This window comes from Neisseria sicca 4320 (genome assembly GCF_000193735.1).
Lineage (GTDB): Bacteria > Pseudomonadota > Gammaproteobacteria > Burkholderiales > Neisseriaceae > Neisseria > Neisseria sicca_E.
The window spans coordinates 142,048-166,998 of sequence record NZ_AEPF01000058.1; the positions used below are offsets into that span (position 1 = coordinate 142,048).

Annotated in this window: 22 protein-coding genes and 1 pseudogene; 11 read left to right on the plus strand and 12 right to left on the minus strand. The window is 54.0% G+C overall.

Annotated features, from left to right (window positions below; all coding sequences use genetic code 11):
* Positions 1-193: 193 nt before the first annotated feature.
* The 8 genes and pseudogenes from NSCA4_RS12925 to edd all read right to left on the minus strand — a co-directional run bounded on the left by NSCA4_RS12925 (position 194) and on the right by edd (position 8,537).
* A pseudogene (locus NSCA4_RS12925) lies at positions 194-2,365 on the minus strand (TonB-dependent siderophore receptor).
* Between the two features lie 357 nt (positions 2,366-2,722).
* Positions 2,723-3,361 carry a 7-carboxy-7-deazaguanine synthase QueE gene (locus NSCA4_RS0106520; RefSeq protein WP_016687389.1) on the minus strand — a complete coding sequence of 213 codons (639 nt, stop codon included), beginning with the start codon at positions 3,359-3,361 and terminating at the stop codon, positions 2,723-2,725.
* Positions 3,358-3,729, minus strand: coding sequence for a DUF1304 domain-containing protein (locus NSCA4_RS0106525; protein ID WP_016687390.1), 372 nt, complete (start codon positions 3,727-3,729; stop codon positions 3,358-3,360). Before NSCA4_RS0106525 ends, NSCA4_RS0106520 begins: the two co-directional genes overlap by 4 nt.
* A 269-nt stretch (positions 3,730-3,998) precedes the next feature.
* Positions 3,999-4,421, minus strand: a complete 423-nt coding sequence (gene queD / locus NSCA4_RS0106530) for a 6-carboxytetrahydropterin synthase QueD (RefSeq protein WP_016687391.1) — start codon at positions 4,419-4,421, stop codon at positions 3,999-4,001.
* A 10-nt stretch (positions 4,422-4,431) separates the two neighbouring features.
* Positions 4,432-4,947 carry a DUF1543 domain-containing protein gene (locus NSCA4_RS0106535; protein WP_016687392.1) on the minus strand — a complete coding sequence of 172 codons (516 nt, stop codon included), beginning with the start codon at positions 4,945-4,947 and terminating at the stop codon, positions 4,432-4,434.
* 32 nt (positions 4,948-4,979) lie between these two features.
* Positions 4,980-5,639 (minus strand): 7-cyano-7-deazaguanine synthase QueC, encoded by a 660-nt coding sequence (gene queC, locus NSCA4_RS0106540; RefSeq protein ID WP_016687393.1) that lies wholly within the window; start codon positions 5,637-5,639, stop codon positions 4,980-4,982.
* Positions 5,640-5,803: 164 nt separating this feature from the next.
* Positions 5,804-6,442: a bifunctional 4-hydroxy-2-oxoglutarate aldolase/2-dehydro-3-deoxy-phosphogluconate aldolase gene (locus tag NSCA4_RS0106545; RefSeq protein ID WP_016687394.1), complete on the minus strand. Its 639-nt coding sequence runs from the start codon at positions 6,440-6,442 to the stop codon at positions 5,804-5,806.
* A 259-nt stretch (positions 6,443-6,701) separates the two neighbouring features.
* Positions 6,702-8,537 (minus strand): phosphogluconate dehydratase, encoded by a 1,836-nt coding sequence (edd, locus tag NSCA4_RS0106550; RefSeq protein WP_016687395.1) that lies wholly within the window; start codon positions 8,535-8,537, stop codon positions 6,702-6,704.
* Between the two features lie 464 nt (positions 8,538-9,001).
* Between edd and zwf the strand changes: the two genes are divergently transcribed.
* The 5 genes from zwf to pgi all read left to right on the plus strand — a co-directional run bounded on the left by zwf (position 9,002) and on the right by pgi (position 15,100).
* The gene (gene zwf, locus NSCA4_RS0106555) at positions 9,002-10,447 is read left to right on the plus strand and encodes a glucose-6-phosphate dehydrogenase (protein WP_016687396.1); all 1,446 of its coding nucleotides are present in this window, start codon (positions 9,002-9,004) and stop codon (positions 10,445-10,447) included.
* 214 nt (positions 10,448-10,661) lie between these two features.
* The gene (gene pgl, locus NSCA4_RS0106560; protein ID WP_016687397.1) at positions 10,662-11,357 is read left to right on the plus strand and encodes a 6-phosphogluconolactonase; all 696 of its coding nucleotides are present in this window, start codon (positions 10,662-10,664) and stop codon (positions 11,355-11,357) included.
* Positions 11,338-12,339, plus strand: coding sequence for a glucokinase (locus NSCA4_RS0106565; RefSeq protein WP_016687398.1), 1,002 nt, complete (start codon positions 11,338-11,340; stop codon positions 12,337-12,339). The genes pgl and NSCA4_RS0106565 overlap by 20 nt, the downstream gene beginning before the upstream one ends.
* Before the next feature lie 49 nt (positions 12,340-12,388).
* Positions 12,389-13,237: a DNA-binding transcriptional regulator HexR gene (gene hexR, locus NSCA4_RS0106570; protein ID WP_003776986.1), complete on the plus strand. Its 849-nt coding sequence runs from the start codon at positions 12,389-12,391 to the stop codon at positions 13,235-13,237.
* A 219-nt stretch (positions 13,238-13,456) separates the two neighbouring features.
* Positions 13,457-15,100 carry a glucose-6-phosphate isomerase gene (gene pgi, locus NSCA4_RS0106575; protein ID WP_016687399.1) on the plus strand — a complete coding sequence of 548 codons (1,644 nt, stop codon included), beginning with the start codon at positions 13,457-13,459 and terminating at the stop codon, positions 15,098-15,100.
* Positions 15,101-15,531: 431 nt separating this feature from the next.
* Here pgi and NSCA4_RS0106580 read toward each other — a convergent pair whose 3' ends face one another.
* From NSCA4_RS0106580 to NSCA4_RS0106590, 3 genes are read right to left on the minus strand one after another with little or no spacing between them, the layout of a single operon-like run.
* On the minus strand, positions 15,532-16,146 hold the full coding sequence (locus NSCA4_RS0106580; protein WP_016687400.1) for a uracil-DNA glycosylase family protein: 615 nt from the start codon (positions 16,144-16,146) through the stop codon (positions 15,532-15,534).
* Between the two features lie 53 nt (positions 16,147-16,199).
* On the minus strand, positions 16,200-17,102 hold the full coding sequence (locus NSCA4_RS0106585) for a DMT family transporter (RefSeq protein WP_016687401.1): 903 nt from the start codon (positions 17,100-17,102) through the stop codon (positions 16,200-16,202).
* Between the two features lie 47 nt (positions 17,103-17,149).
* Positions 17,150-17,767 carry a phosphoribosylanthranilate isomerase gene (locus tag NSCA4_RS0106590; RefSeq protein ID WP_016687402.1) on the minus strand — a complete coding sequence of 206 codons (618 nt, stop codon included), beginning with the start codon at positions 17,765-17,767 and terminating at the stop codon, positions 17,150-17,152.
* 173 nt (positions 17,768-17,940) lie between these two features.
* On the opposite strand from NSCA4_RS0106590, the gene NSCA4_RS15540 reads away from it, so the two are divergent.
* The 6 genes from NSCA4_RS15540 (at position 17,941) to NSCA4_RS0106620 (ending at position 24,343) form a co-directional block, all read left to right on the plus strand.
* Positions 17,941-18,099, plus strand: a complete 159-nt coding sequence (locus NSCA4_RS15540; protein ID WP_016687403.1) for a hypothetical protein — start codon at positions 17,941-17,943, stop codon at positions 18,097-18,099.
* 254 nt (positions 18,100-18,353) lie between these two features.
* Complete coding sequence (locus tag NSCA4_RS0106600) at positions 18,354-19,280, plus strand: BPSS1780 family membrane protein (RefSeq protein ID WP_016687404.1); 927 nt, start codon at positions 18,354-18,356, stop codon at positions 19,278-19,280.
* A 254-nt stretch (positions 19,281-19,534) separates the two neighbouring features.
* Positions 19,535-20,794 (plus strand): transcription termination factor Rho, encoded by a 1,260-nt coding sequence (gene rho / locus NSCA4_RS0106605; protein WP_003741568.1) that lies wholly within the window; start codon positions 19,535-19,537, stop codon positions 20,792-20,794.
* A gap of 97 nt (positions 20,795-20,891) precedes the next feature.
* Positions 20,892-21,290: an HIT family protein gene (locus NSCA4_RS0106610; protein ID WP_016687405.1), complete on the plus strand. Its 399-nt coding sequence runs from the start codon at positions 20,892-20,894 to the stop codon at positions 21,288-21,290.
* 102 nt (positions 21,291-21,392) lie between these two features.
* The gene (locus NSCA4_RS0106615) at positions 21,393-22,583 is read left to right on the plus strand and encodes an LD-carboxypeptidase (RefSeq protein ID WP_016687406.1); all 1,191 of its coding nucleotides are present in this window, start codon (positions 21,393-21,395) and stop codon (positions 22,581-22,583) included.
* A 164-nt stretch (positions 22,584-22,747) separates the two neighbouring features.
* Entirely contained in the window at positions 22,748-24,343 is a 1,596-nt protein-coding gene (locus NSCA4_RS0106620) for a peptide chain release factor 3 (RefSeq protein ID WP_016687407.1), read from the plus strand.
* A gap of 61 nt (positions 24,344-24,404) precedes the next feature.
* Here NSCA4_RS0106620 and NSCA4_RS0106625 read toward each other — a convergent pair whose 3' ends face one another.
* Positions 24,405-24,950, minus strand: coding sequence for a chorismate--pyruvate lyase family protein (locus tag NSCA4_RS0106625; RefSeq protein WP_016687408.1), 546 nt, complete (start codon positions 24,948-24,950; stop codon positions 24,405-24,407).
* Position 24,951 lies beyond the last annotated feature (1 nt).

The following is a 24,951-nucleotide window of genomic DNA, read 5'->3' on the forward strand; positions in this document are numbered from 1 at the left end:
TTTTTTCGACACGCAACTTATCGCTTATCGTCATTCCCGCCCCCGCCTATGCGGGAACAGGCTACGGCGGGGGTGGGAATGACGGAATTTGATGATATACCGTATTTAAAGTTAATTATGCTTGCTATAAAAACATAAAGGTCGTCTGAAAACTTCAAATCGGTTTTTTCAGACGACCTTTTCTTTTGCCTATTTAGAACGTGTGTTTCAACGTAGCAGTCAGGCTGCGCGGCGTGCCGTAAACGTGGATGTCGGGCATGGGGCGGTAGCGTTTGTTGAACACGTTTTCAAAGTCCAAACCGATGCGGGTGGATTTGCCGATTTTGTAACGCGCGGTCAAGTCCAGCGTAGCGTAGGGGCGTTGGGTTAAGGCTTCTTTACCGGCAACGGTGAAAGGCTGGTATTCATCATAGGCGTTTGTACCGCTTTGCCAGTTGACGTTTGCACCCAAGTTTAGGCGGTCGGTAACGTCATACGCCGTGAAGAGTTTGAAAAGGTGGGCAGGATAAGAAGGGTTGACCACATTGCCCGAATCATTTTTGAGTTTGGAGTACGCATAAGAAGCATTGAGCAGCCATTTGTCGCTCAGGCGTCCGCCAACAGACAGTTCCATGCCTTTGGTCGTCGTGCGGTCAATGGATTCATAGTAAACATGTTGATTTTTACGATCATAAATTTCTTTAGACAAATGGTCACGTTTATTGATAAACGCAGCCGCAGAAGCGTTCAAACGGCCTTCAAACCCTGAGGCTTTTAAACCGAGTTCATATGTTTTGCCGCGTTGCGGTTCGAGCGGTTTGCCGTTTCGATCCAAATTGCGCACTTGCGGGCGGAATATGGTGGTATAGGAGGTGTAGGCTGTCAGATTGTCATTTAAATCATAACTTGCGCCCAAATAGGGAATAAATACCTTGTTTTTATGCCTGCTGTCGGCAAAATTGTTGCGATCGGAACTGTAGCGGTATTGCCAATCGACAAACCGTCCGCCGCCTATCAATGCCAGCCTGTCGGTCAGTTTGAAACGGGTCGAACCGTAAACAGAGAAGTTTTTCATATGGGCAAAACCGTCGCGAAGGTAAGGTATGGCCGGTTTTGTGAAATTTCCGTCAAAAAGGCGCAAATCGGGGACAACCCCATCTTTATTCCTCTCGTAATATGAGGGAGTTTCCTTATTGTACTGATAGCTGATGCCGGCATTGAATTCATGTTTGCGTCCCCAAAGCGGGTAATCGCCGTCCAAACTCAGAGAAAAATCTTGGTCGGTGTACTTGGCTTGGTCGCGCTCGGCAACGAATTGAGCGGAATAGTCCGGATTAATGACAAAAGGACCAGCCATGCCGGCAACCGCATCACTTTTTCCATAAGTATGGCTTTAGTTGCCGTTCAAAGCCCAACCGTTTTCAAACTCATGATTGACAGAGGTGAAGATTTCCGCACTGTTTTCTTTACCGTAAGCCCATTTTGCCGAGGCATTGCTGCGCGGTGAGGCTGCAAATGGTTTGAAAGGTTGATTTTTTCTAGGGTTTCCCGCTACGGTCAGATAGCTGAAAGGAGAGCTGCCGGTATTGCGGAAACGGTGTATTTCCGTACCGAGGCGCCAGTGGGTTTGCGGCGTGAGGTCGTAAGACAGGATGCCGTAGAAAGTGTGATTGTGGCGCGATGTGTTCGGCAGGTAATCACCGCCGTGGTCGCTGACCAAAATAGCGCGGCCGCGCAAGGTATTGTCGGCATTCAGAGGATGATTGGCATCAAGGACGAAGCGGTAGTGTTTCCACGAACCGACACCGGCTTCCACGCTGACGGCAGGTTTGGCAGTCGGTTTTTTGCGTTCCAAAGCAACCGTACCGCCCGGCTCGCCCATACCGCCGTTAGACAAACCACTTGCGCCGCGCACGACGACGACTTGTTCGTACAATGCGCTGTCCAGATTATTGGTGCCGCGGCGGATGGCTTTACCGTCGTAAAGGAACTTGGGCGCGCCGTCCACGGAAATGCTGTCAATCGCCTGACTGCGCGAAATAAACTCGCTGTGGCCGGAGACGTTGTTGCCCATTTTGCTGTGGAACACGCCCGGTGTTTGTTTCAACACGTCCTGCAAGGTATCCAAACCTTGGTCGTCCATTTGTTTTTCGGTAACGACAGACAAAGACTGCGGCGTTTCGCGCTGGGTCAGGCGGATGCCGGTAGCAGCGGAGGAAGCGGGAATGGTGTAGTTGGAGGTCGTCTGCTTGCCGATGCCCTTTACTTGGACGGTAGGCAAATCAACCTGCTCAACCCCATCCCCTGCCCCGAAGGAATAGGCGGATAAAAGTGCCGCAGCAACGGCAACCGGCAAACGCGCCGGACGAAATTTAGATAATGGCATGGTGTCTCCTAGTTATTCAGCCGTCCGAATAGCAGCGAAGTTCAAAACCTCCTTGCAATTCGGCTGCAAATGGCTTTTTTGTGTTATAAAATGAGAACTTCTATCAATTTTTCGTAATAAGATGAAATAAAGCGGTCGGAGTATATTGAACAGTCGAAAAAGAATCAAATAATTTACATCTTATCCGCCCCGGCATTTCCATCTGTATTGATTTCTGCCTTCCATTTTTTATCAAACAAACCCGACAGCCGCAAAAAAGGTCGTCTGAAAAGTTTCAGACGACCTTTTTCAATAATATAAGGATTTAGAAGAGTGATATTTGCGTATTAGGTTGGCGTTTGATTCTTCACTATTACCCTACTCTATCCCCGCCCATTTATGCGTCTGCACGCTCAACTGCCAATGCACGGATGCGTCGGGGCGGCTGTTTAAAATACCGATTTGGCGGATGGTGTCGTAGATGTTCATCACGCCATCTTGCTCACAGGGCGAAAGGTAGTAACGACGCGCGCGGATTTTGTGTTCCATGTTTTTGCAAAACGCAACGACATCGCCGTCCGCCACGATGCGTACTTCGTCGGCTTCGGCGATGCAGTTGGTTTCATATTTGTCGGCGTAGCAGACTTTGGGGCTGGTGGCGACATAGTCGATTTGCGGCGGCGCGGGCTTGAGGCCGTTGGTTTCGAGACAGAGGAAATAGCCTTCGGCTTTGAGCGCGTCCAGCAGCATATCGAGATGCGGCTGTATGGTCGGTTCACCGCCGGTGATGATGATATTGCGGGCGGCGTAGGTTTTCAGACGGCATAAAATGTCGGACAGGCTCGTCATGTCAAATGTCAAATAATCGGTATCACACCAGCCGCAGGCGAGGTTGCATTTGCCCAAGCGGACGAAAACGGCAGGCATGCCCGTATTCCAGCCCTCGCCTTGCAGGCTCTCGAAAATTTCAACGATGCGGTATTGCGGATTTTCGGGGGCAACGTTGATTTTTTTCATACCGCCAATACCGCAGCGGCTGCCAGCATCGCGGGCAGGCCTTGTTTGACGAGTATGCCTTTGTTGCCGGAAGAGAACGCGCCCCATGCGGCGGCAATCAATACGAAACCGAGAAACAGAATCGTTGCGCCGTAAACGGCATTGTCCGGCACGGCAAACCGCGACCACACCAGCCCGATGCCGAGAAAGCCGTTATACAGCCCTTGGTTGCCAAACAGGGCCTGCACGCGCTTTTGTTCCATAAATTCATAAGGCAGCTTAAACGTTTCCGCCGCTTTTTCGCTGGGAATCTGTGTCATTTCAAGCCAGGCGATGTAGAAATGTTCGACGGCGACAAGGAGGACTAGGAAGGTGGGAAGGAGTTTCATGGGTGTTCCTTTTAATGGGTGTATTTGATATGGAAGGTCGTCTGAAAAAACGGGGGAAATCCTTACTGGAAAAAAACCGTTTTAAAGCAGATTCAAATAAGGACGCCCCACACCGTCACTCCCGCGCAGGCGGGAATCCAGAGATTTGGAATTACTGCAATTTTTAAATATTCCTGAAAAACCAAGGTCTGGATTCCCGCCTGCGCGGGAATGACGCGGTTGGGCATGTCTTATTTGAATTTACTATATTGATACGTGCAAGATATTCCCTACTCACCTTCATACTCCGCACACGATGTCGGCGTTTCCCACAATTTCACGCTGCACACTTTCAGCCCCGCGTTTTGCAAACGGTCATACATTTCGACCGACATGTTTTCGGCAGTGGTGCGGCAGGGCAGGCACAGGGTTTTCATGTTCCAGCCTTCCAAGAGCGCGGCAATTTGACATTCGCGGTCGTTGCCGCCGTGGTAGATAAACGCGTGGTCAAAGGGGTCGGTAATGTGTTTTTTGACGGCGGCTTTGAGGTCGGTGAAATCCATCACCATGCCGTCTTTCGCGCCACCACGTATGGGGTCGTCTGAAACGGTGATTTCGAGTTTATAGGTATGCCCGTGCAGGTTTTGGCATTTGCCGTCATGCCCGTCGAGCATGTGTGAAGAGTCGAAGGTAAATATCTTGGTAATTTTCATGGTGGGTACTTTAAATCGGTAAATAGCCCTGAAAGCCGATTTCGGCAGGCTTGCCATGCGGATTCGGGGTCAGGCGGATGGTGTGCTTGCCGATGCGGTCGAGCGCAAGCAGGTTGTCCACGTCTTTTAAGTTGTCTTTATGTTGCTGAACATGGTCGGTCAACAGGGTTTGCAGGGCTTTTTGTTTGGCTTCGTCAGGCGTGGCGGCGGCGAACAATCCGAAAGCGTGCGCTTCTGCAAGCTGACCCGCGCGATAACCGCCGACATTGGCAAAATACAGGCGCGGGGCGTGTTCAGACGGCATTTTCGTTTTGGGCGTTTCGGATACGGCGATGTCGTAACCGTCCGCCCATTCGACAATCTGCCAGCCGTCGATGTGGATTTTGTCCGCATCGCCGAACCATGCGGCTTTGAGCGTGGGGATGGCTTCGCGGTAATCGTCGCACACGGCAAATTGGATGTCGTGCACTTCGATATTGGAACGGCCTGCGTTACCGCCGAGGTAGAACATATAAAGTTTGGGCATGATAAGACCTGTATCGGATGATGGTTGTATTTTCAGACGGCCTTTTTACTTTCCAAATATTCCGCCAGCCCGCGTTCGCGCAAGATACAGCTCGGGCATTCGTGGCAGCCGCCGACGATGCCGTTGTAGCAGGTGTGGGTCTGCTCGCGGATATAGTCCAACACGCCCATTTCATCCGCCAACGCCCAAGTTTGCGCCTTGGTCAGGTACATCAGCGGCGTGTGGATTTGAAAATCGTAGTCCATCGCCAGATTAAGGGTAACGTTCATGGATTTGACGAACACGTCGCGGCAGTCGGGATAGCCGGAGAAGTCGGTTTCGCACACGCCCGCGATGATGTGCCGTATCCCCTGCCCTTTGGCGTAAATCGCGGCGTAGAGCAGGAAAAGCGCGTTGCGGCCGTCTACAAAGGTATTCGGAACGCCGTTTTCGGCAGTTTCGATGGCGGCGGCTTCGTCCATCAGGGCATTGTGCGTAATCTGCCGCATCAGGCTCAAGTCGAGTACGGTTTGTTTGACGCCCAAATCCTGTGCAATCCAGCGGGCGCGTTCCAGCTCGACGGCGTGGCGCTGCCCGTATTGGAAGGTGATGGCTTGGACGTTTTCGCGCCCGTAGGTTTGAATCGCCTGAATCAGGCAGGTGGTAGAATCCTGGCCGCCGGAGAAGATGACCAAGGCTTGTGGGTTTTGCATGGTGAATCCTAGTTTTGGTAACGCGGGAGGTTTGCGAACCGCGAAAATGGAAAAAAATTGTACGGATTATAGCGGATTTCGTCCGAATATACGCCGCCTGAAAGAACAAGGTCGTCTGAAAATCCGAAATCAGATTTTCAGACGACCTTTGGGAGGTGGGAGCATCAGGATTTGGGTTTCAATGCCGCCGCTTCTTTGGCGAGGCGGGTGATGGTGTCCCAGTCTTTGTTTTTCACGGCTTCTTTCGGTGTCAGCCATGAGCCGCCGACGCACAAGACATTGGGCAGTGCCAAGTAATCGGGGGCGGTGGCGAGGCTAATGCCGCCGGTCGGACAGAAGCGTACGTCGGCATAAGGGCCGTAGAGGGCCTTGAGCATGGCTTTGCCGCCGACGACTTCGGCGGGGAAGAGTTTGAGGGTGTCGATACCGTGTTCCAAAGCCAGTTGGACTTCGCCCGGAGTGGCTACACCGGGAATCAGTGGGATGCCGCTGTTGTGGCTGGCTTTGGCGAGGGATTCGTGCAGGCCCGGGCTGATGGCGAAAACCGCACCTGCGTCTTCAACGGCTTTGAGTTGTTCGGGGTTGGTAACCGTACCCGCGCCGACGATGGCGTTGGGCACTTCTTTGGCAATCAGGCGGATGGCGTCGAGGCCGACGGGGGTGCGCAGGGTGATTTCGAGGGTGGGGATGCCGCCTTCGACAAGGGCGTGGGACAAATCGACGGCGGTGCTTAAATCGTCAATCGCCATCACAGGCACAACTGCGCCTGCGCTCAGGATTTCGCGGGGGGTCAGTTTGGACATTTCGGTTCTCCAAGTGGAATGGGGTGTTTTATTAAGATGGAACAGGCTGTAAGTCGGATACTCGTATCCGACATCTTGGACGGCTGTGTCGGATTCAAGAATCCGACCTACGTCTGCTGCTTGAATCCGACCTACGTCTTTGGTTTTATTCGCGGGCAAAGCCCACGCTACGTCTACCAATCACTACGATACCCGTTTAAACGGCTTTAATAATTTTTCAGACGACCTTTCGTTCACAAAGGTCGTCTGAAACGCTACATCAGGCAAATTCACCGCCGAAGCTCATGGCGCCGGTTTCTGCGCTGCTGGTCATGCTGCGGAAGTTGGCGAAGAGTTCGCGGCCGCAGCCTTGTTGGTTCGCACTCAAGTCGATGCGCTCGACTTCGCGGGCGTTCCATTCGGCTTCGTTAATCAGGACGTTGAGTTCACCGGTAACGGAGTCGAAGCGGATCAGGTCGCCGGTACGGATTTTGGCGATGTTGCCGCCCATCAGGGCTTCGGGCGTCATGTGAATGGACGCGGGCACTTTGCCGGACGCGCCGGACATACGGCCATCGGTCAGCAGCGCCACTTTAAAGCCGCGGTCTTGCAGGATGCCCAAAGGCGGGGTCAATTTGTGCAACTCGGGCATACCGTTGGCGCGCGGGCCTTGGTAGCGGACAACGCAGACAAAATCGCGTTCCAACTCGCCGCGCTCAAACGCAGCCAACACTTCGCGTTGGTCGTTGAACACGATGGCGGGCGCTTCGATGATGCGGCAGCCTTCGCGCACGGCGGACACTTTAATCACGCCGCGTCCGATGTTGCCTTTCATCAGGCGCAAACCGCCGTCTGGGGAGAATGGGTTGTCGGCTTTGCGCAGAATGTCGTCGTTGCCACTGGTTTCGGGGGCTTCGCGCCATTCGAGTTTGCCGTCGATGAGGAAAGGCTCTTTGGTGTAGTGGCGCATACCGTGTCCGACGACGGTATCGACATCGTCGTGCAACAGGCCTGCGTCCAGCAATTCGCGGATAACGAAAGGCAGGCCGCCCGCTGCGGTAAAGTGGTTCACGTCAGCCTTGCCGTTGGGGTAAACGCGGATCAGCAATGGGATGATAGAAGAAATTTCGTCGAAGTCGTCCCAGTTCAAAATCACGCCTGCGGCGCGCGCCATAGCAACGAGGTGCATGGTGTGGTTGGTCGAACCGCCGGTCGCCATCAGACCGATCAGGGCGTTGATGAAGGATTTTTCGGTCAACATTTCGCCCAAGGGTTTGATGGTGCCGTTTTTGATGCCGCGCGCGAGGTGTCCGGCGGCGTAGCGGGTCAGGGCTTCGCGCAAATCGGTATAAGGATGAACGAAAGCGGCGGCGGGCAGGTGTACGCCCATCATTTCCATCATCATTTGGTTGGAGTTTGCCGTGCCGTAGAAAGTGCAGGTGCCGGGGCTGTGGTAGGAACCCATTTCGCTTTCGAGCAAGGCATCGCGGCCGACTTTACCTTCGGCGAAAAGCTGGCGGGTGCGGGCTTTTTCTTTATTGCCGATACCGCTGGACATCGGGCCTGCTGGGACGAAGATGCCCGGAATATGACCAAACGACAACGCGCCTATCATTAGACCCGGAACGATTTTGTCGCACACGCCCATAAACAGGCTGCCGTCAAACATTTGGTGCGACAGGCCGACGGCGGTACTCATGGCAATCACGTCGCGGGAGAACAGCGACAATTCCATACCGGCGTAGCCTTGCGTGATGCCGTCGCACATGGCGGGCGTGCCGCCGGCGACTTGGGCGGTCGCGCCGTTTTTCTGCGCTTCGTCTTTAATTTGATCGGGGAAGTCTTTAAACGGCTGGTGTGCGGAAACCATGTCGTTGTAGGCGGTAATGATGCCTAAGTTGGGAACGGTATCCTGAAGCATTTCGATTTTGATGCTTTTGGGCATGGAGGCGTAACCGTGCGCCAGGTTGCTGCAACCGAGCTGGTTGCGTTCCAGCCGTCCCATTTGTTTGGCGCTGCGGATTTTCGCCAGATATTTTTCGCGGGTCGGACGGCTGCGTTCGATGATGCGCTCGGTAATTTCGGCGAGCTTGGGGTGGATAGGAGTGGGGGTCATATTCGGTCTCCTGTCGGAAGGGGGTAGTATGGGGATTTTGTTTGCGCGTTTCTGATTTTTTGTATTGGGTGTGGGGCGTTCAGCGTTTCAGACGACCTTTCAAACCATGCAAGGGGTCGTCTGAAAACCTCACTCTATATATGTAGGCTATTATAATATAAAACTTGTAATTTAGTTACAAAATAATCCGCTAAATGTAAGAAATTTGATTTAAATCGTGATATGCGTCATTTGTGAAAATCTACCAGACCAAACTCATCAAACTTTTAAACTAAGTCAAATAATTTGTAAAAATGAGAATAGACAAAATGTGTAGCCATGTGTAGTATTACTACTCATTAGCCCGCCTGTTTTGAAATTTTGATGCAGGCGATTGGTTTCCATTGCTTTTCTGCCAAAACCGCCCGTCTTTCACGGCATCCGGCGGCACCGGCACAAGGCCTTCCTCAACGAGAGATAAAACGATGAGTACACAAACAAATTTTGATTTGGTGTTGTTCGGCGCGACCGGCGATTTGGCAATGCGTAAGCTGCTGCCTTGTCTGTATCAGGCGCACGTTGCAGGGTTGCTCAATCCTCAGGGCCGTATTTTGGGTGTCAGCCGCAGCGATTTGGATACGGCGGGCTTTTTGGCAAAAGTGGAAACCAACTCCAAAATCCATGTCAAACAAAACTTTTCAGACGACGCTTGGGCATCGTTCGTCAAACGCATCGAATATCTGAAAGTGGACGTTACCGAAGAAGCCGATTTTGCCGCTTTGGGCGAAACGGTCAAAGCACGCAAAGAAACCGACAACGTCATCATCTACCTTTCCACCGCGCCGAAATTCTTCGCGCAAGCCTGTGAAAACCTTGCCAAAGTCGGGCTGAACGCCGACAACGCGCGCGTCGTTTTGGAAAAACCGCTGGGTACCGACCTCGCCTCTTCCCAACAAATCAATACCGATGTCGCCCGCTACTTCAAAGAATGCCAAATCTACCGCATCGACCACTACTTAGGCAAAGAAAGCCTGCAAAACCTACTGTCGCTGCGTTTTGCCAACGTGATGTTCGAGCCGTTGTGGAACAACAAATACATAGAAAGCGTACAACTGACCATCGCCGAACAGCTCGGTGTGGAAGAACGCGGCGAGTTTTACGACATTACCGGCGCGTTGCGCGACATGGTGCAAAACCACCTGATGCAAATGCTGTGCATGACCGCGATGGAAGCGCCCGCCAGCCTGGATGCCGACGCAGTGCGCGATGAAAAAGTCAAAGTCATCAAATCTTTGAAACCGCTGACCATCGAATCCGTCAACGAAAACGTCGTGCGCGGACAATACACCGCCGCCAAAGGCATGAACGGCTATCTGGAAGAAATCAACGTTCCGCAAGACAGCTTCACCGAAACCTACGTCGCCATCAAAGCCGAAATCGAAAACGACCGCTGGAAAGGCGTTCCTTTCTATCTGCGTACCGGCAAACGCATGGCGGGTAAAGTGGCGGAAATCGTATTGAACTTCCGTCCGCTGCAAAACCATATTTTTGAGAACAGCCAAGCCTCGCCCAACCGTTTGGTTATCGAATTGCAGCCGACCGAATCCGTTCGCCTCTATACGCAGATGAAAACGCCGGGCGCAGGCAACAAAGTGGAAATCGTGCCGCTGGCAACCGACTTGGAAAAAGCTCTCGAAGGCCGCCGCGCCGAAGCTTACGAACGCCTGCTGCTGGATGTTATCAACGGCAAGCTCGCCCTCTTCAACCGCCGCGACGAACTCGAAGCCGCTTGGGAATATGTGATGCCGATTTTGGACAACTGGGCAAGCAACACTACCCCGCCGCACGGCTACGACGCGCATTCATGGGGGCCGGAAGCCGCCCGCGAACTCTTGGCGCGCGACGGACATAAGTGGCACGAAGACCAGTAAAGCCTTTTCAGACGACCTTTGCTTGAAGCGTTCTCGGTTCAAAAAGGTCGTCTGAAAACCATAAGGCGGCGGATTAGGCGTTTCCACCGACATTCACGCCGCCATCAACGACACAGGCTCTTACTTACTTTCCCGCTCACAAACACTGCCTTTCAGACGACCGCCCACATCCTTCTTAAAAAAGGTCGTCTGAAAACAGAGAAAGGACACTTTTATGTTCGTTTGGCATGAATACGAAAATGCAGCAGCCGCTTCAGAGGCTTTGGCAGACGCAGTTGCCGCCGCGCTGCAAAACGTGCTGGATAACAAAGGCAGCGCAGTATTGGCGGTTTCCGGCGGCCGCTCGCCGATTCCGTTCTTCCAAGCCCTGTCGCAAAAAGATTTGGACTGGCAAAAAGTCGGCATTACTTTGGTTGACGAGCGCATCGTGCCGACGACCCACGCCGACAGCAACACCGCCTTGGCGCACGAATACCTGCTGCAAAACAAAGCCGCCGCAGCGACTTGGATTCCCGTTGTCGAAGCAGGCAAATCTGAAACTGAATTACAACCCGACAGCGTCGTTGCCTACGCGCTGAAACATTACAAACAACCTGACGTGCTGATTTTGGGCATGGGCGGCGACGGACATACCGCCTCCCTCTTCCCGCAAGCGCCGCAGCTGAAGGCAGCCATCAACGAATCAGACGACCCGACCCTCATCCACACCACGCCCGTTACCGCGCCGCACGAGCGCGTCAGCATGACCTTGGGCGCCATCGCCAAAACGGAAAACGTTTTTCTGGCGATTCAGGGTGCGGAGAAGAAAGCCGTGTTCGACAAAGCCGCTTCACGCGCCGATTTGGAATATCCGACCAGCCTGGTATTGAACCATCAAGGAGTAAACTGCCATGTCTTCTACTCAAACTGATATTCAACAACCCGTCAGCAAAAGCTATCCGCGCCTGGTCGCCGACATCGGCGGTACCAACGCCCGCTTCGCGCTCGAAACCGCCCCGCAGCAGATTGAAAAAGCTCAAATCTTACCGTGCAAAGACTACGACACCATCGTCGATGCCGCCAAAGCTTATTTGGAACAGGCAGGCGGAGCCGAAGTCCGGCACGCTGCCTTCGCCATGGCAAACCCGATTTTGGGCGACTGGGTGCAAATGACCAACCACCATTGGGCGTTTTCCATCGAAACCACCCGTCAGGCATTGGGGCTGGACACCCTCATCCTCTTGAACGACTTTACTGCGCAGGCATTAGCAGTAACGCAGACTTCAAGCAAAGACCTGATGCAGATAGGCGGGCAAAAACCCGTCGAATTTGCTCCTAAAGCCGTCATCGGTCCGGGAACCGGTTTGGGTGTAAGCGGACTGGTACACAGCCCCGCAGGCTGGGTGGCGCTTGCCGGCGAAGGCGGTCATTCGAGCTTCCCGCCGTTTGACGACATGGAAGTTTTGATTTGGCAGTATGCAAAAAACAAATACGGTCATGTTTCCGCCGAACGCTTCCTCAGCGGCGCAGGTTTGAGCCTGATTTACGAGGCACTCGCCAAACGCGACAAACTGAAAAACTACCGCCTCAAACCGTCCGAAATCACCGAAAAAGCCTTAAGCGGCACGTCCCCGCTCTGCCGTCAGACTTTGGACATCTTCTGCGCCATGCTCGGCACGGTTGCCTCCAACCTCGCCCTGACGCTGGGCGCGCGCGGCGGCGTATATTTGTGCGGCGGCATCATCCCCCGCGTTTTGGAATATTTTAAAACCTCACCTTTCCGCAGCCGCTTTGAAAACAAAGGCCGTTTCGAAGCCTATCTCGCCGCGATTCCCGTCTATGTCGTCTTAAGCGAATTTCCGGGCATCACCGGCGCAGCGGCGGCACTCGACAACCACTTGAAAAACGTTTAATCACACAAGCCGCCCCGACAAGGGGCGGCACACACCGAAGGGCATATTTATGTTAAGCAAAATCAGCGAATCACTGTCAAACCTGTCGGGCGCAGAACGCAAAGTCGCCGAATGCGCCTTGGCTGAACCCAAATGGTTTGTCCATGCCGCCGTCGCCGAAATCGCCGAGCGCGCATCCGTCAGCCAGCCGACCGTCATCCGTTTTTGCCGCAGCCTGGGCTACAAAGGACTGCCCGAGTTCAAACTCGCCCTGTCCGCCAGCATAGGCCACGAAGGTATGCCCTACGTCCATGAAGAGCTCAACGCCGACGACGACATGAGCATCGTTGTCGAAAAAGTATTGGGCAACGCCGCCGCCTCCATTTTGGGCGAACGCCGCTTCCTGAAAGAGTCCGAACTGGAAAACGCCATCGCCACCCTGATGCACGCGCGCCGTGTCGAGTTCTACGGCGTCGGCAACTCCGGCATCGTCGCCCAAGACGCGCAACACAAATTCTTCCGCTTCGGCATTTCCACCGTCGCCTACGTCGATACCCACACCCAACTGATGGCAGCCTCCGTCCTGTCCGACCAAGACGTCGTCGTCGCCATTTCCAACACCGGCTCGTCCATCGAGCTTTTAGACGCCGTCAGCATCGCCAAAGAAAACGGCGCGTCCGTCATCGCCCTGACCCGCAACGACTCCCCGCTGGCACAGCTTGCCGACTGCGTATTGAGCATCGCCACGCAGGAAAACGCCGAACTCTATACCCCCATGGTGTCCCGCCTGCTGCAACTCGCCGTCATCGACATCCTCGCCATCGGACTCGCCCTGCGCCTAGGCGATGCCGCCAGCCTGCAACTTCAAAAAAGCAAAAAAAGCATACACAACAAACACATCGATTACGATAAAGACTAAACGACACATTTTCAGACGACCCGGCATATCCCGAGGTCGTCTGAAAATACCAACCAAAAAATCAGTGCCGCCGTTTTCCCTCAATGTTGACACCCAACCCAAATAACGACAGACACCCCGCATTCACACCCAACCCTAAAAACGGAAACCCACCCGTTCCCGTTTCAGACGACCTCGCGGCCGTTTTCCCACAAAACCGTCCAACCTCAGGAGCATCCGATGAAACACCTTCACGACTTACCGGCTTGGTCAAAATTATGGATACATTTTGACGAAACCAAAGAACAACACATACGCGAAATGTTCGATCAAGACCCGCAGCGTGCCGAACGCTACTGGCTGCAAGTCGGCGGACTGACGCTGGATTACTCCAAAAACCGCATCAACGACGAAACCATGGCACTGTTGTTCGAGCTTGCCCGTGAAGCCGGCGTACCCGAACGCATGCAGCAGATGTTCCGCGGCGAAAAAATCAACACCACCGAAAACCGCGCCGTCCTCCACGTCGCCCTGCGCAACCGCACCAACTCCCCCATCGTCGTTGACGGCGAAGACGTCATGCCCAAAGTCAACCACGTCCTCCAACGCATGGGCGAATTCGCACACGAAGTCCGCAGCGGCAACTGGCTGGGCTATACCAACCAAGTCATCACCGACATCGTCAACATCGGCATCGGCGGCTCCGACCTCGGCCCGCTGATGATGTGTACCGCGCTCAAACCCTTCGGACACCCCCGCCTCAACATGCACTTCGTCTCCAACGTGGACGGCTCCCAACTGCGCGATGTATTGTCCAAAGTCCACCCTGAGACCACCCTCTTCATCATCGCCTCCAAAACCTTCACCACCCAAGAAACCCTCACCAACGCCCTGACCGCGCGCAAATGGTTCCTTGACCATGCAGGCGATGAAACCGCCGTCGCCAAACACTTCGTCGCCGTCTCCACCAACCAAAAAGCCGTTGCCGAATTCGGTATCGACACCGCCAATATGTTTGAATTCTGGGACTGGGTCGGCGGACGATACAGCCTTTGGTCGGCAATCGGCCTGCCCATCATGCTCTACTTGGGCGAAGAAAACTTCATCGAAATGCTCAACGGCGCGCACCTGATGGACCAACACTTCATCAACACCCCGCTCGAGCGCAACCTCCCCGTCATCCTCGCCCTCGTCGGCATCTGGTACATCAACTACTACGGCGGCGGCAGCCACGTCATCGCCCCCTACGACCAACACCTCCACCGCCTGCCCAAATTCATCCAGCAGCTCGACATGGAGAGCAACGGCAAACAAGTTACCCTCGACGGCAAGTCTATCGGCTACGAAACCTCCCCGATTATTTGGGGCGAAACCGGCATCAACGGCCAGCACGCCTTCTTCCAACTGCTGCACCAAGGGACCCACATCACCCCGATCGACCTCATCGCCTCACTTGAAAAACGCAGCAACCTGCGCGGCCACCACGAAATCCTGCTCGCCAACGTCTTCGCCCAAGCCGAAGCCTTCATGCGCGGCAAAACCCCCGACGAAGTCCGCGCCGAACTCAAAGCCCAAGGCATGGAAGCAGAGCGCATCGAAGAGCTGGTTCCGCACAAAACCTTCTCAGGCAACCGCCCGACCAACCTCATCCTCATGGACAAGGTCAACCCCCGCAACATGGGCAGCCTGATTGCCATGTACGAACACAAAACCTTCGTCCAAGGCATCATCTGGGGCATCAACAGCTTCGATCAATGGGGCGTCGAACTCGGCAAACAACTCGCCAAGACCATCCTCGCCGAGCTGACCGGCGAAACCGGCGTACAAAAACACGACAGCTCCACCACCCGCCTGATCAACCTTTATCTGAACGCCAACAAATAAAGACAGCCCCATCAGGACAAAAGGTCGTCTGAAAACCCAGATTCAAGGTTTTCAGACGACCTTTTTTACCGAATACCGCCGCGTTAATACAGATATATTGGATTAAATTTAAATCAGGACAAGGCGACGAAGCCGCAGACAGTACAGATAGTACGGAACCGATTCACTTGGTGCTTCAGCACCTTAGAGAATTGTTCTCTTTGAGCTAAGGCGAGGCAACGCCGTACTGGTTTAAAGTTAATCCACTATAACGGTTCATTTGACCTTTAATAATAAGGCACCCTCTGCCTGCCGTCATTCCCGCACAGGCGGGAAGCCATGTTTGAATTTAAGAAACTGTTTCTCAAACATCCGTATCTTAAAACCTCCAAGTATGTACCCCACGGCAACTCATCCTTGCACAGGCAGGATGTAAATACGGTATAAGTACCTTATACCAAACCCGCCATTTCGAAAAACGCCCGATACGCCGCCGCCTTTTTCGCCAAACTCAAAGGATAAGCGCGCGAAGTGGACGGCAGGCGGGTTAGGGTCAAATCCCGTCTGGCAAACGGAAACGGCACGGTTTCGCCCGTTTTCGGCATTTTGATACCGCCGCCCTGAATATCGAGCAGGACTTCCGTCGCCTTGCCGCCGGTAGTGCAGATATGTCGGCAGTCGGGCATCTGCGCCAACACCGCCGCCAAATCGACGGTTTCGACCACTTGCAAAAACTTGTCCGACGCATTGCCGTGTTCCCGCACCGCCTTTAATACGGTCGGGCAGGACGCAATCCCTCGTTCGCGCAAAAACGCCTTGATTTTCTCCGCATCAAACGCTTTTTCAGAGTGCGCAGCCTCCCCGTGGGACGACCTTTGGAAATGCGCCGCATCATTAAAAAACACCAGCCCGTAGACGCGCCACATATCGTTTTGGAAATTCGGATAATGAAACTGCATCGCGCGTTTGTCTTCCTTGGGCGGAAACGTCCCCATCATCATCACCGTCGCCTGCGGAGGCAGCAAGGCGGGGAAAGGGTGGGTTTCGATTTCGAGCGGAGCGGACATCATGATTTCCTTGATAAAAAATATTGAACACAAAGCAGCCGGTTGCCGCCTTTTCAGACGACCTTCTGCCCGTACCGCATCAGCGTCATGCCGCCGACTGCCGCAGCGCAGCCCGCAACCAGCGAAATATGCAGCGGTTCGCCCAAAACCCACGCCGAAGACAGCATACCGAAAATCGGTACGAGCGTAATATACGCCGCCGCGCTGCCTGCACCCAAAGTCTTCACGCCTTCGAAATACCACGCGTAGGCCAATACTGTCGCACCGATAACCAGCCACGCCAATGCCGTCCAACCGCGTGCATCCATCGCCGCCATTGCCTCAAACGGCAGTCCGTCCGTCCACAACGCTACCGCCGACAACATCAGCGCGCCGATGAATGAGGTTGCCGCCGTTACCGTCAGCGCATCTATCCCGCGCAAGACCGCGCGCCCGATTAAAGTATAAGCCGCCCAGCAGACCACGCAGCCGAAAATCAGCCACTCCCCCGCCTTGATTCCGCCCGACAATACCGTCAACGGCTGTCCTTGCGTTACCGCCGTTATCGCGCCACAGACCGCCAGCAGCATACCCGCCAAAATCTTCGCATTTAAACGCTCGCCGAAAAGCCAAGCCGCCAGCAGCAGTGTCAGCACGGGATTCACCGCCACAACCACCGCCGCCTTGCCCGCCGGCATCGCCTGCAAACCCAGCATGAAAAACACCGCATAGCCGCACACTCCGACGGAAGCGGCCACCGTCAAGCCCAGCCATTGCCGCGCCGACAAAGCCGCCAAGGTCGCAAACCTGCTGCGCGCAAACAACCAGCCCAACAACAAAAACGAAGCCAACACAAACCGAACCGCCCCGCCCGTCAGCGGCGGCAGCGACTGCCCCAGCATCCGCCCCATCGGCCAAGACGCACCCCACAACACCGCCATCCCCAGCAGTTTCAAATGTACAGAATAACGCTCCATCTCATTCCTTTATCAACAAAGGTCGTCTGAAAATCAGATTTCCAGTTTCAGACGACCTTTGCAGCCGCCACAAACGCCGCTATTTTTTCCTTGTCTTTAATTCCTGCCGAGCTTTCCACGCCGCCGGACACATCCACCGCCGCCGCGCCGCTGGTTCTCACCGCATCGGCAACATTTTCCGGCGTCAGGCCGCCCGCCAAAATCCACGGTTTGCCGATATTGCCGCGCAACAGCGTCCAATCGAAGCTCTGCCCCGTGCCGCCGTATTCGGTAGGATGGTAAGCGTCGAACAACAGCGCACGCGCGTTGGGGAACCTGGCGCAAGCCGTCTGAATATCGGCGGCTGACTGCACGCGCACGGCTTTGAGATACGGACGGTCAAATTGGCGGCAAAAATCATCGTCTTCATCACCATGAAACTGAATCACGTCTATCGGCACTTGGTGCAGGATTTCGCGGATATTGTCCGCCGTTTCATTAACAAATAAAGCAACCGCCGACACAAAGGGCGGCAATGCGGCCACAATTTCCGCCGCCTGTTCCGCCGTTACCGCACGTTTGCTTTTCGCGTAAAACACCAGCCCGACAGCATCCGCGCCCGCATCGGCGGCAGATTGCGCATCTTCGGGGCGGGTAATGCCGCATATTTTGGTACGGATTTTCATATCTCCCCTCTCTTTAAAGATATTCGGAAAGCAAGGATTATAGCGGAACAGCCCGCCATGAAGGCAACAGGCTTCTTGAAGAAATCCCGCTGTAAAAATGCAGCAAACTTGAATCTTTCCCCGCCACGGCGTAACCTTACGCTTTTATCCGATTACCGACGGGAGCCGACAACATGACTGAACCTAAAAACACTCAGCCTTCCCTGCCTGAAGACGAACGTAAAAATCCCGTTTACCGATTAGGGCAGGCCGTTGCAGGATTTATGCTGGTCGTCTGGGCTGGCGTGTTGGCATTGGTTTTTTATTTGGTTTTCCGCTTTTGGTTCAGCTGACAGACAGCAAGCTGCCATCGTTCTTTAAACGTATCCTTCCCAAAACAGAAAATCGTCTGCCGATAGATTTCGAAACATATCGCCCAATAACCCATCTGCAATTTATCTTGGTACGCTATAAACTGCCTCATGCTAAACACAAAGGTCGTCTGAAAAATTTTCAGACGACCTTTTGTCAAACTCTCAACAAATAACCATATACGCTTATGATATAATGATAGCCTTTCTCATCTGTAAACTTGGAAATTATTTTTATGGAAACATTGCAACCTTCCCAGCACCCTATCCCCCCAAAAAACTCCTTCAACGAACCCAAACGTCTGCGCGCAGGCGAAGGGGTAAGCTGGTTTACCGACTCATGGCGTATTTTCAGTAAAAACAAATTCAAATGGATGGGCGCAATTATTTTAATCAGCCTTATTCCTTTCGCGGTAGGTTTTCTATTCGGTTTGCTAGGCATTGAAAGCCCGCCCGCTGATTTCAATAATTTCAATGATTTCACCTCAACCATAATAATCCGAGAATTGCTCTTCAATCTGTTTTTCTATTGGGTAGGCTTTTGTTTCCTCGGTGGCATCGTGCTGCTTGCAGACCAAACCGCGCAAGGTAAGAATTTCAACTTCGGCTCTCTGTTTGCCGGATTTTCGATTAAAAAAAGCGGAGCATTCCTGATTCTTTTATTGCTGGGTATCGTCGTATGCCTGCTTTTAGCTTTGGCCGTTGTTATTCCTTTCGGCATATTCGCCAACGGAAATTTCTTAAGGGCAGACTTTATGCCGGCCTTTCCGATTTTATTTATTATCCTGTTGATTATTATCGCTATTTACTCCATGATGTTTTGGCTGGCTCCCGCCTTTGTCATGTTGGAGGATATGAACCCTGTTGCCGCCATTAAGGCCAGCTTCAATGCCTGCCGCCGCAACATCCCCGCCCTGCTTGTATACGGCTTAATTTGGCTGGGTATCGGTATCGCGTTTTGGTTCATATTTATGATAGTCATGGTTTCCGCATTTGCGACAGAAGCATCGATGCAGCAAGCAACCGCGCTTTCCGGCCCTGTTTTTATTTTGTTCCTCATCTTCTTAGTGATTACTTACTTGGTCCTCTACCCTGTAGCAATGATCGGCATATACACCGCCTATCGCAGCATTTTCCCCCAAGGTCGTCTGAACAAATACTAATCTTTCAGTAGAAGATCGTTGTTTCTCCTAAAAGTCGTCTGAAACCTATTTCAGACGACTTTTTCAATTCGATGTTGCCAGTCATGCAACAAAACCTATACCATACAAACCTTGCGCCGCCTAAATTTGACACCCGCCCTCCGACTGCCTACAATTCAGGTTTCTCAAAAATCACCGTACGTTCCGTACACTATTCTTTTCAGACGACCTCTGTCTTCCGAATCCCATTCTTTCCAATACAACTGTCAAAAATCATGCACGTTTCAGAACTACAAACCCTACACATTTCCAAACTCTTGGAAATGGCAGAAGAACACGGCATTGAAAACGCCAACCGTTTCCGCAAACAAGACCTCGTATTCGCCATTGTCCGACAAATGATGAAGCAGGGTGAAAGTTTTACCTGCTCAGGCACGCTTGAAATCCTGCCCGACGGATTCGGCTTTTTGCGCAGCGCAGATACTTCCTACCTCGCGGGTCCTGACGACATCTACGTCTCCCCCACACAAATCCGCCGCTTCAACCTGCATACGGGCGATACCATCGAAGGCAGTGTGCGCGTACCCAAAGACAACGAACGCTATTTCGCCCTCGTCCGCCTCGACAGCATCAACGGCGATCATCCCGAAGTCTGCAAACACAAAATCCTCTTCGAAAACCTCACCCCGCTTTTCCCTACCAAACAGTTCAAGCTCGAACGCGACATCAAAGCCGAAGAAAACCTCACCGGCCGCGCCATTGATCTGGTTTCCCCCATCGGCCGCGGACAACGCGCCCTGTTGGTTGCGCCGCCGAAAACCGGTAAGACCGTGATGCTGCAAAACATCGCCCACGCGATTACCGCCAATTATCCCGACGTCGAACTCATCGTCCTTTTGATTGACGAACGCCCCGAAGAGGTTACCGAAATGAGCCGTTCCGTACGCGGCGAAGTCGTGTCTTCTACCTTCGACGAACCGGCGCAGCGCCATGTTCAAGTGGCCGAAATGGTGATTGAAAAAGCCAAGCGTATGGTGGAACACAAAAAAGACGTGGTCATCCTGCTTGACTCGATTACCCGCCTCGCCCGCGCCTATAACACCGTCGTGCCGACCTCCGGCAAAATCCTCACCGGCGGCGTAGATGCCAATGCCCTCCACCGCCCCAAACGCTTCTTCGGCGCGGCGCGCAACGTTGAAGAAGGTGGCTCGCTCACCATTATTGCGACCGCTTTGGTAGAAACCGGCAGTCGCATGGATGATGTGATTTATGAAGAATTTAAAGGCACAGGCAATATGGAGCTGCACCTCGACCGCCGCATGGCGGAAAAACGCCTGTTCCCCGCCATCAACATCAACAAATCCGGCACGCGCCGCGAAGAGCTGCTGGTACCGAACGACCAGTTGCAGCGCATGTGGCTCTTACGCAAATTCTTGCATCCGATGGACGAAATCGAGGCCACCGAATTTTTGGTGGGCAAACTCAAAGATTCCAAAAACAACGACGATTTCTTCGAGCTGATGCGCGGAAAATAAAATCATCGAAGGTCGTCTGAAAACGATGGATTAAGTTTTCAGACGACCTTTCTCATTTCCGACAACCTGTCCCCTCATATCCAAACGAGAAAACCCCATGACCTGCCCCATCTGCACTGCCGACAACGAAGACATTTTGCTGCAAACCCCAAACCTGCGCGTTATCGCCGTCCACAACGAAGCCTCAGCCCCGGCATTCTGCCGCGTCATCTGGAACGACCACATCGCCGAGATGACCGACCTTTCAGCCGCCGAACGCGCCGAAATCATGGAAATGGTGTATAAAGTCGAAGCCGCCATGCGCCAAGTGTTCCGTCCCGCCAAAATCAACCTTGCCAGCCTGGGCAACGTCGTCCCCCATCTGCATTGGCACGTCATCGCCCGCTTTGAAAACGATGCCAACTTTCCCGCCCCGATTTGGGCAGCCCCCGTCCGCGAACACGGCATTACCCTGCCGGACAACTGGACGGAACAAGTCAAAGCCCTGCTGGCGTGATGTTCAGCCGACCTTAACGGGCGTATCGGATACCGCATATCAACAGATTTTCAGACGACCCTTGCCGAAAAGGTCGTCTGAAACCCAACCAAAGGAAACCATATGACCTGGCAAACCTCCCGCCGCCATTTCCTCCGCGCCTGCTCCGCCGCAGCCGGAGCCGGTCTGCTGCAAGCCTGCGGCACCGGCACTACCGTTACCCCGTCCACTCAAACCGGCAACACAGCGAAAGCCCAACCCGTGCAGCCCAAAACCAGCCATCCCCCACGTTCCGGCGACAACCTCCTCCGCGTCGTCGCCCCTTCCGGCTTTGCCGAAGACCCCAACCGCGTCAACGCAGGCTTGACCCGCCTCTATAACGCAGGTTTTACCGTAACCAACCAACAAGCAGGCAGCCGACGCTATCAACGCTTCGCAGGCTCTGATGCCCAACGTGCCGCCGACTTCCAAGAGGTCGCCACCGGCCGCGTTGAAACACCCAAAGTCCTCATAGGTTTGCGCGGCGGCTATGGCGCGGCACGCATCCTGCCGCAAATCGACTTCGCCTCACTCGGCGCCAGAATGCGCGAACGCGGCACCTTGTTCTTCGGCTTCAGCGACGTTTGCGCCGTCCAACTCGCCCTGCTCGCCAAAGGCAATATGGCAAGTTTCGCCGGCCCCATGGTTTACAGCGAATTCGGCAAACCCGAACCCAGCGTCTTCACCATGGATTCATTCATCCGCGGCACCACCAACAACGTTAACGTCATCGACGTTCCCTCTATCCAACGCGCCAACGTCAATGTCGAAGGTACTTTGTGGGGCGGCAACCTCAGCGTCCTCGCCTCCCTCGCAGGCTCGCCCTATATGCCCGACATCCAAGGCGGCATCCTGTTCGTCGAAGACGTCAGCGAGCAACCCTACCGCATCGAACGCATGTTGAACACGCTTTATCTTGCAGGCATTCTGCAAAAACAACGCGCCATCATCTTCGGCGACTTCCGCATGGGCACCATCCGCGATGTGTACGACTCAAGCTACGACTTCTCCGCCGTCGTCAACCACGTCTCACGCACCGCCAAAGTCCCCGTCCTAACAGGCTTCCCCTTCGGACACATCACCAATAAAAGCACCTTCCCCTTGGGCGCGCACGCCAAAATCCGCAGCACCGCCAACGGCGGCTACTCCGTAACCTTCAGCGGCTATCCTACCCTGAACCCCGCTGCCCTAACCCTCAACAACCTGCTGCCCCCGCCCATGCCTACCTTTGACAGCTCTACTTACAGCCCCATAGTCGAAGAAATTACCGAATAAAAAAGATGCCGATCCAAGATAAGGTCGTCTGAAAAGCTTTCAGACGACCTTTTTTATCCCCTAATCATTGAACCGATTAATGTTTTTTTTGTACAATCCCCGCCATCTCAACCCTTTCTCAGGCCGTCGCAAAAGCGGCCTGAACCTTTTTGCAAAGAAAGCCCATGTCCCAAGAAATCCTCGATCAAGTGCGCCGCCGCCGCACATTTGCCATCATCTCCCACCCCGACGCGGGTAAAACCACGCTGACCGAAAAACTCTTGCTGTTCTCAGGCGCGATTCAGAGCGCGGGTACGGTAAAAGGCAAGAAAACCGGCAAATTCGCCACCTCCGACTGGATGGACATCGAGAAGCAGCGCGGCATTTCCGTGGCTTCTTCAGTGATGCAGTTCGACTACAAAGACCACACCGTCAACCTCTTGGACACGCCGGGACACCAAGACTTCTCCGAAGACACCTACCGCGTTTTGACCGCCGTGGACAGCGCGTTGATGGTCATCGACGCGGCAAAAGGCGTGGAAGCGCAAACCATCAAACTCTTGAACGTCTGCCGCCTGCGCAATACGCCGATTGTCACGTTCATGAACAAATACGACCGCGAAGTGCGCGATTCTTTGGAATTGCTGGACGAAGTGGAAAACATCCTGCAAATCCGCTGTGCTCCTGTAACCTGGCCGATCGGCATAGGCAAAAACTTCAAAGGCGTGTACCACATCCTGAACGATGAAATCTATCTCTTTGAAGCCGGCGGCGAACGTCTGCCGCATGAATTCGACATCATCAAAGGCATCGATAATCCCGAATTGGAACAACGCTTTCCACTGGAAATCCAGCAGTTGCGCGACGAAATCGAATTGGTGCAGGCGGCTTCCAACGAGTTCAATCTCGACGAATTTCTCGCCGGCGAACTCACGCCCGTGTTCTTCGGCTCGGCGATTAACAACTTCGGTATTCAGGAAATCCTCAATTCATTGATTGACTGGGCGCCCGCGCCGAAACCGCGCGACGCGACCGTACGCATGGTCGAACCGGACGAGCCGAAGTTTTCCGGATTTATCTTTAAAATCCAAGCCAATATGGATCCGAAACACCGCGACCGCATCGCCTTTTTGCGCGTCTGCTCCGGCAAATTCGAGCGCGGCATGAAGATGAAACACCTGCGCATCAACCGCGAAATCGCCGCCTCCAGCGTGGTTACATTCATGTCGCACGACCGAGAGCTGGTGGAAGAAGCCTACGCGGGCGACATCATCGGCATCCCGAACCACGGCAACATCCAAATCGGCGACAGCTTCTCCGAAGGCGAACAACTGGCGTTCACCGGCATCCCCTTCTTCGCGCCCGAACTTTTCCGCAGCGTCCGCATCAAAAACCCGCTGAAAATCAAGCAACTGCAAAAAGGCTTGCAACAGCTCGGCGAAGAAGGCGCAGTGCAGGTCTTCAAACCGATGAGCGGCGCAGATTTGATTTTGGGCGCGGTCGGCGTGTTGCAGTTTGAAGTCGTTACCTCCCGCCTCGCCAACGAATACGGCGTGGAAGCGGTGTTCGACAGCGCATCCATCTGGTCGGCGCGCTGGGTATCGTGCGAAGACAAGAAAAAGCTGGCGGAGTTTGAAAGAGCCAACGCGGGCAACCTCTCCATCGACGCAGGCGGCAACCTCGCCTACCTCGCCCCCAACCGCGTAAATTTGGGACTCACGCAAGAACGCTGGCCGGACATCGTGTTCCACGAAACTCGCGAGCATTCGGTGAAACTGTAATGGATTAAAAAAGGTCGTCTGAAAACGTTTCAGACGACCTTTCCTTATATTGCCGCGACGTTTAGCGCACGATACTCGTCAACCCCGCCAAAAAATATTCCGTCAATTCCAACACCTCGCCATCCCAATCGAAATAAGATCTTCGGGCAGCGACAGGTCGTCTGAAATCATCCTGCCCGGCGGCGTTTTCCATCAGGCAAAACTCGAATGCCGAACGCTTCAGCGGCAGCGTGCCGTCAAACAGCCGCTCGCCCAAAGGCTGCGTGCCGCAATCCAATACGCCGCGCCAGGCTTGCGATTGCGGGCTGCACGCGCTGCGCGCCTGTACGACGGGCACGCCGTCCAAATGCAGCAAAACGTCGCGGACGAATTGCGGGGCGGCGGCTTCGGCATGGTTTTCGCCAAACACTTTCCCCTGCCCGCCCAGTTCGCCCATATACAGCACTTTTACCGTAAAGCTGCCGCCCAAGGCGCGTAAAGCGGCGGTCAGCGATTGCGCCTGGCACAAGGCGGCGGCGCGTTCGCTCCAGCCTTGCGGCAGATCGAGGGGAAGTTTGCCTTGCCAATTCAAAGGGGGATTCATGGGATTCAGATTGATGGGTTTCATA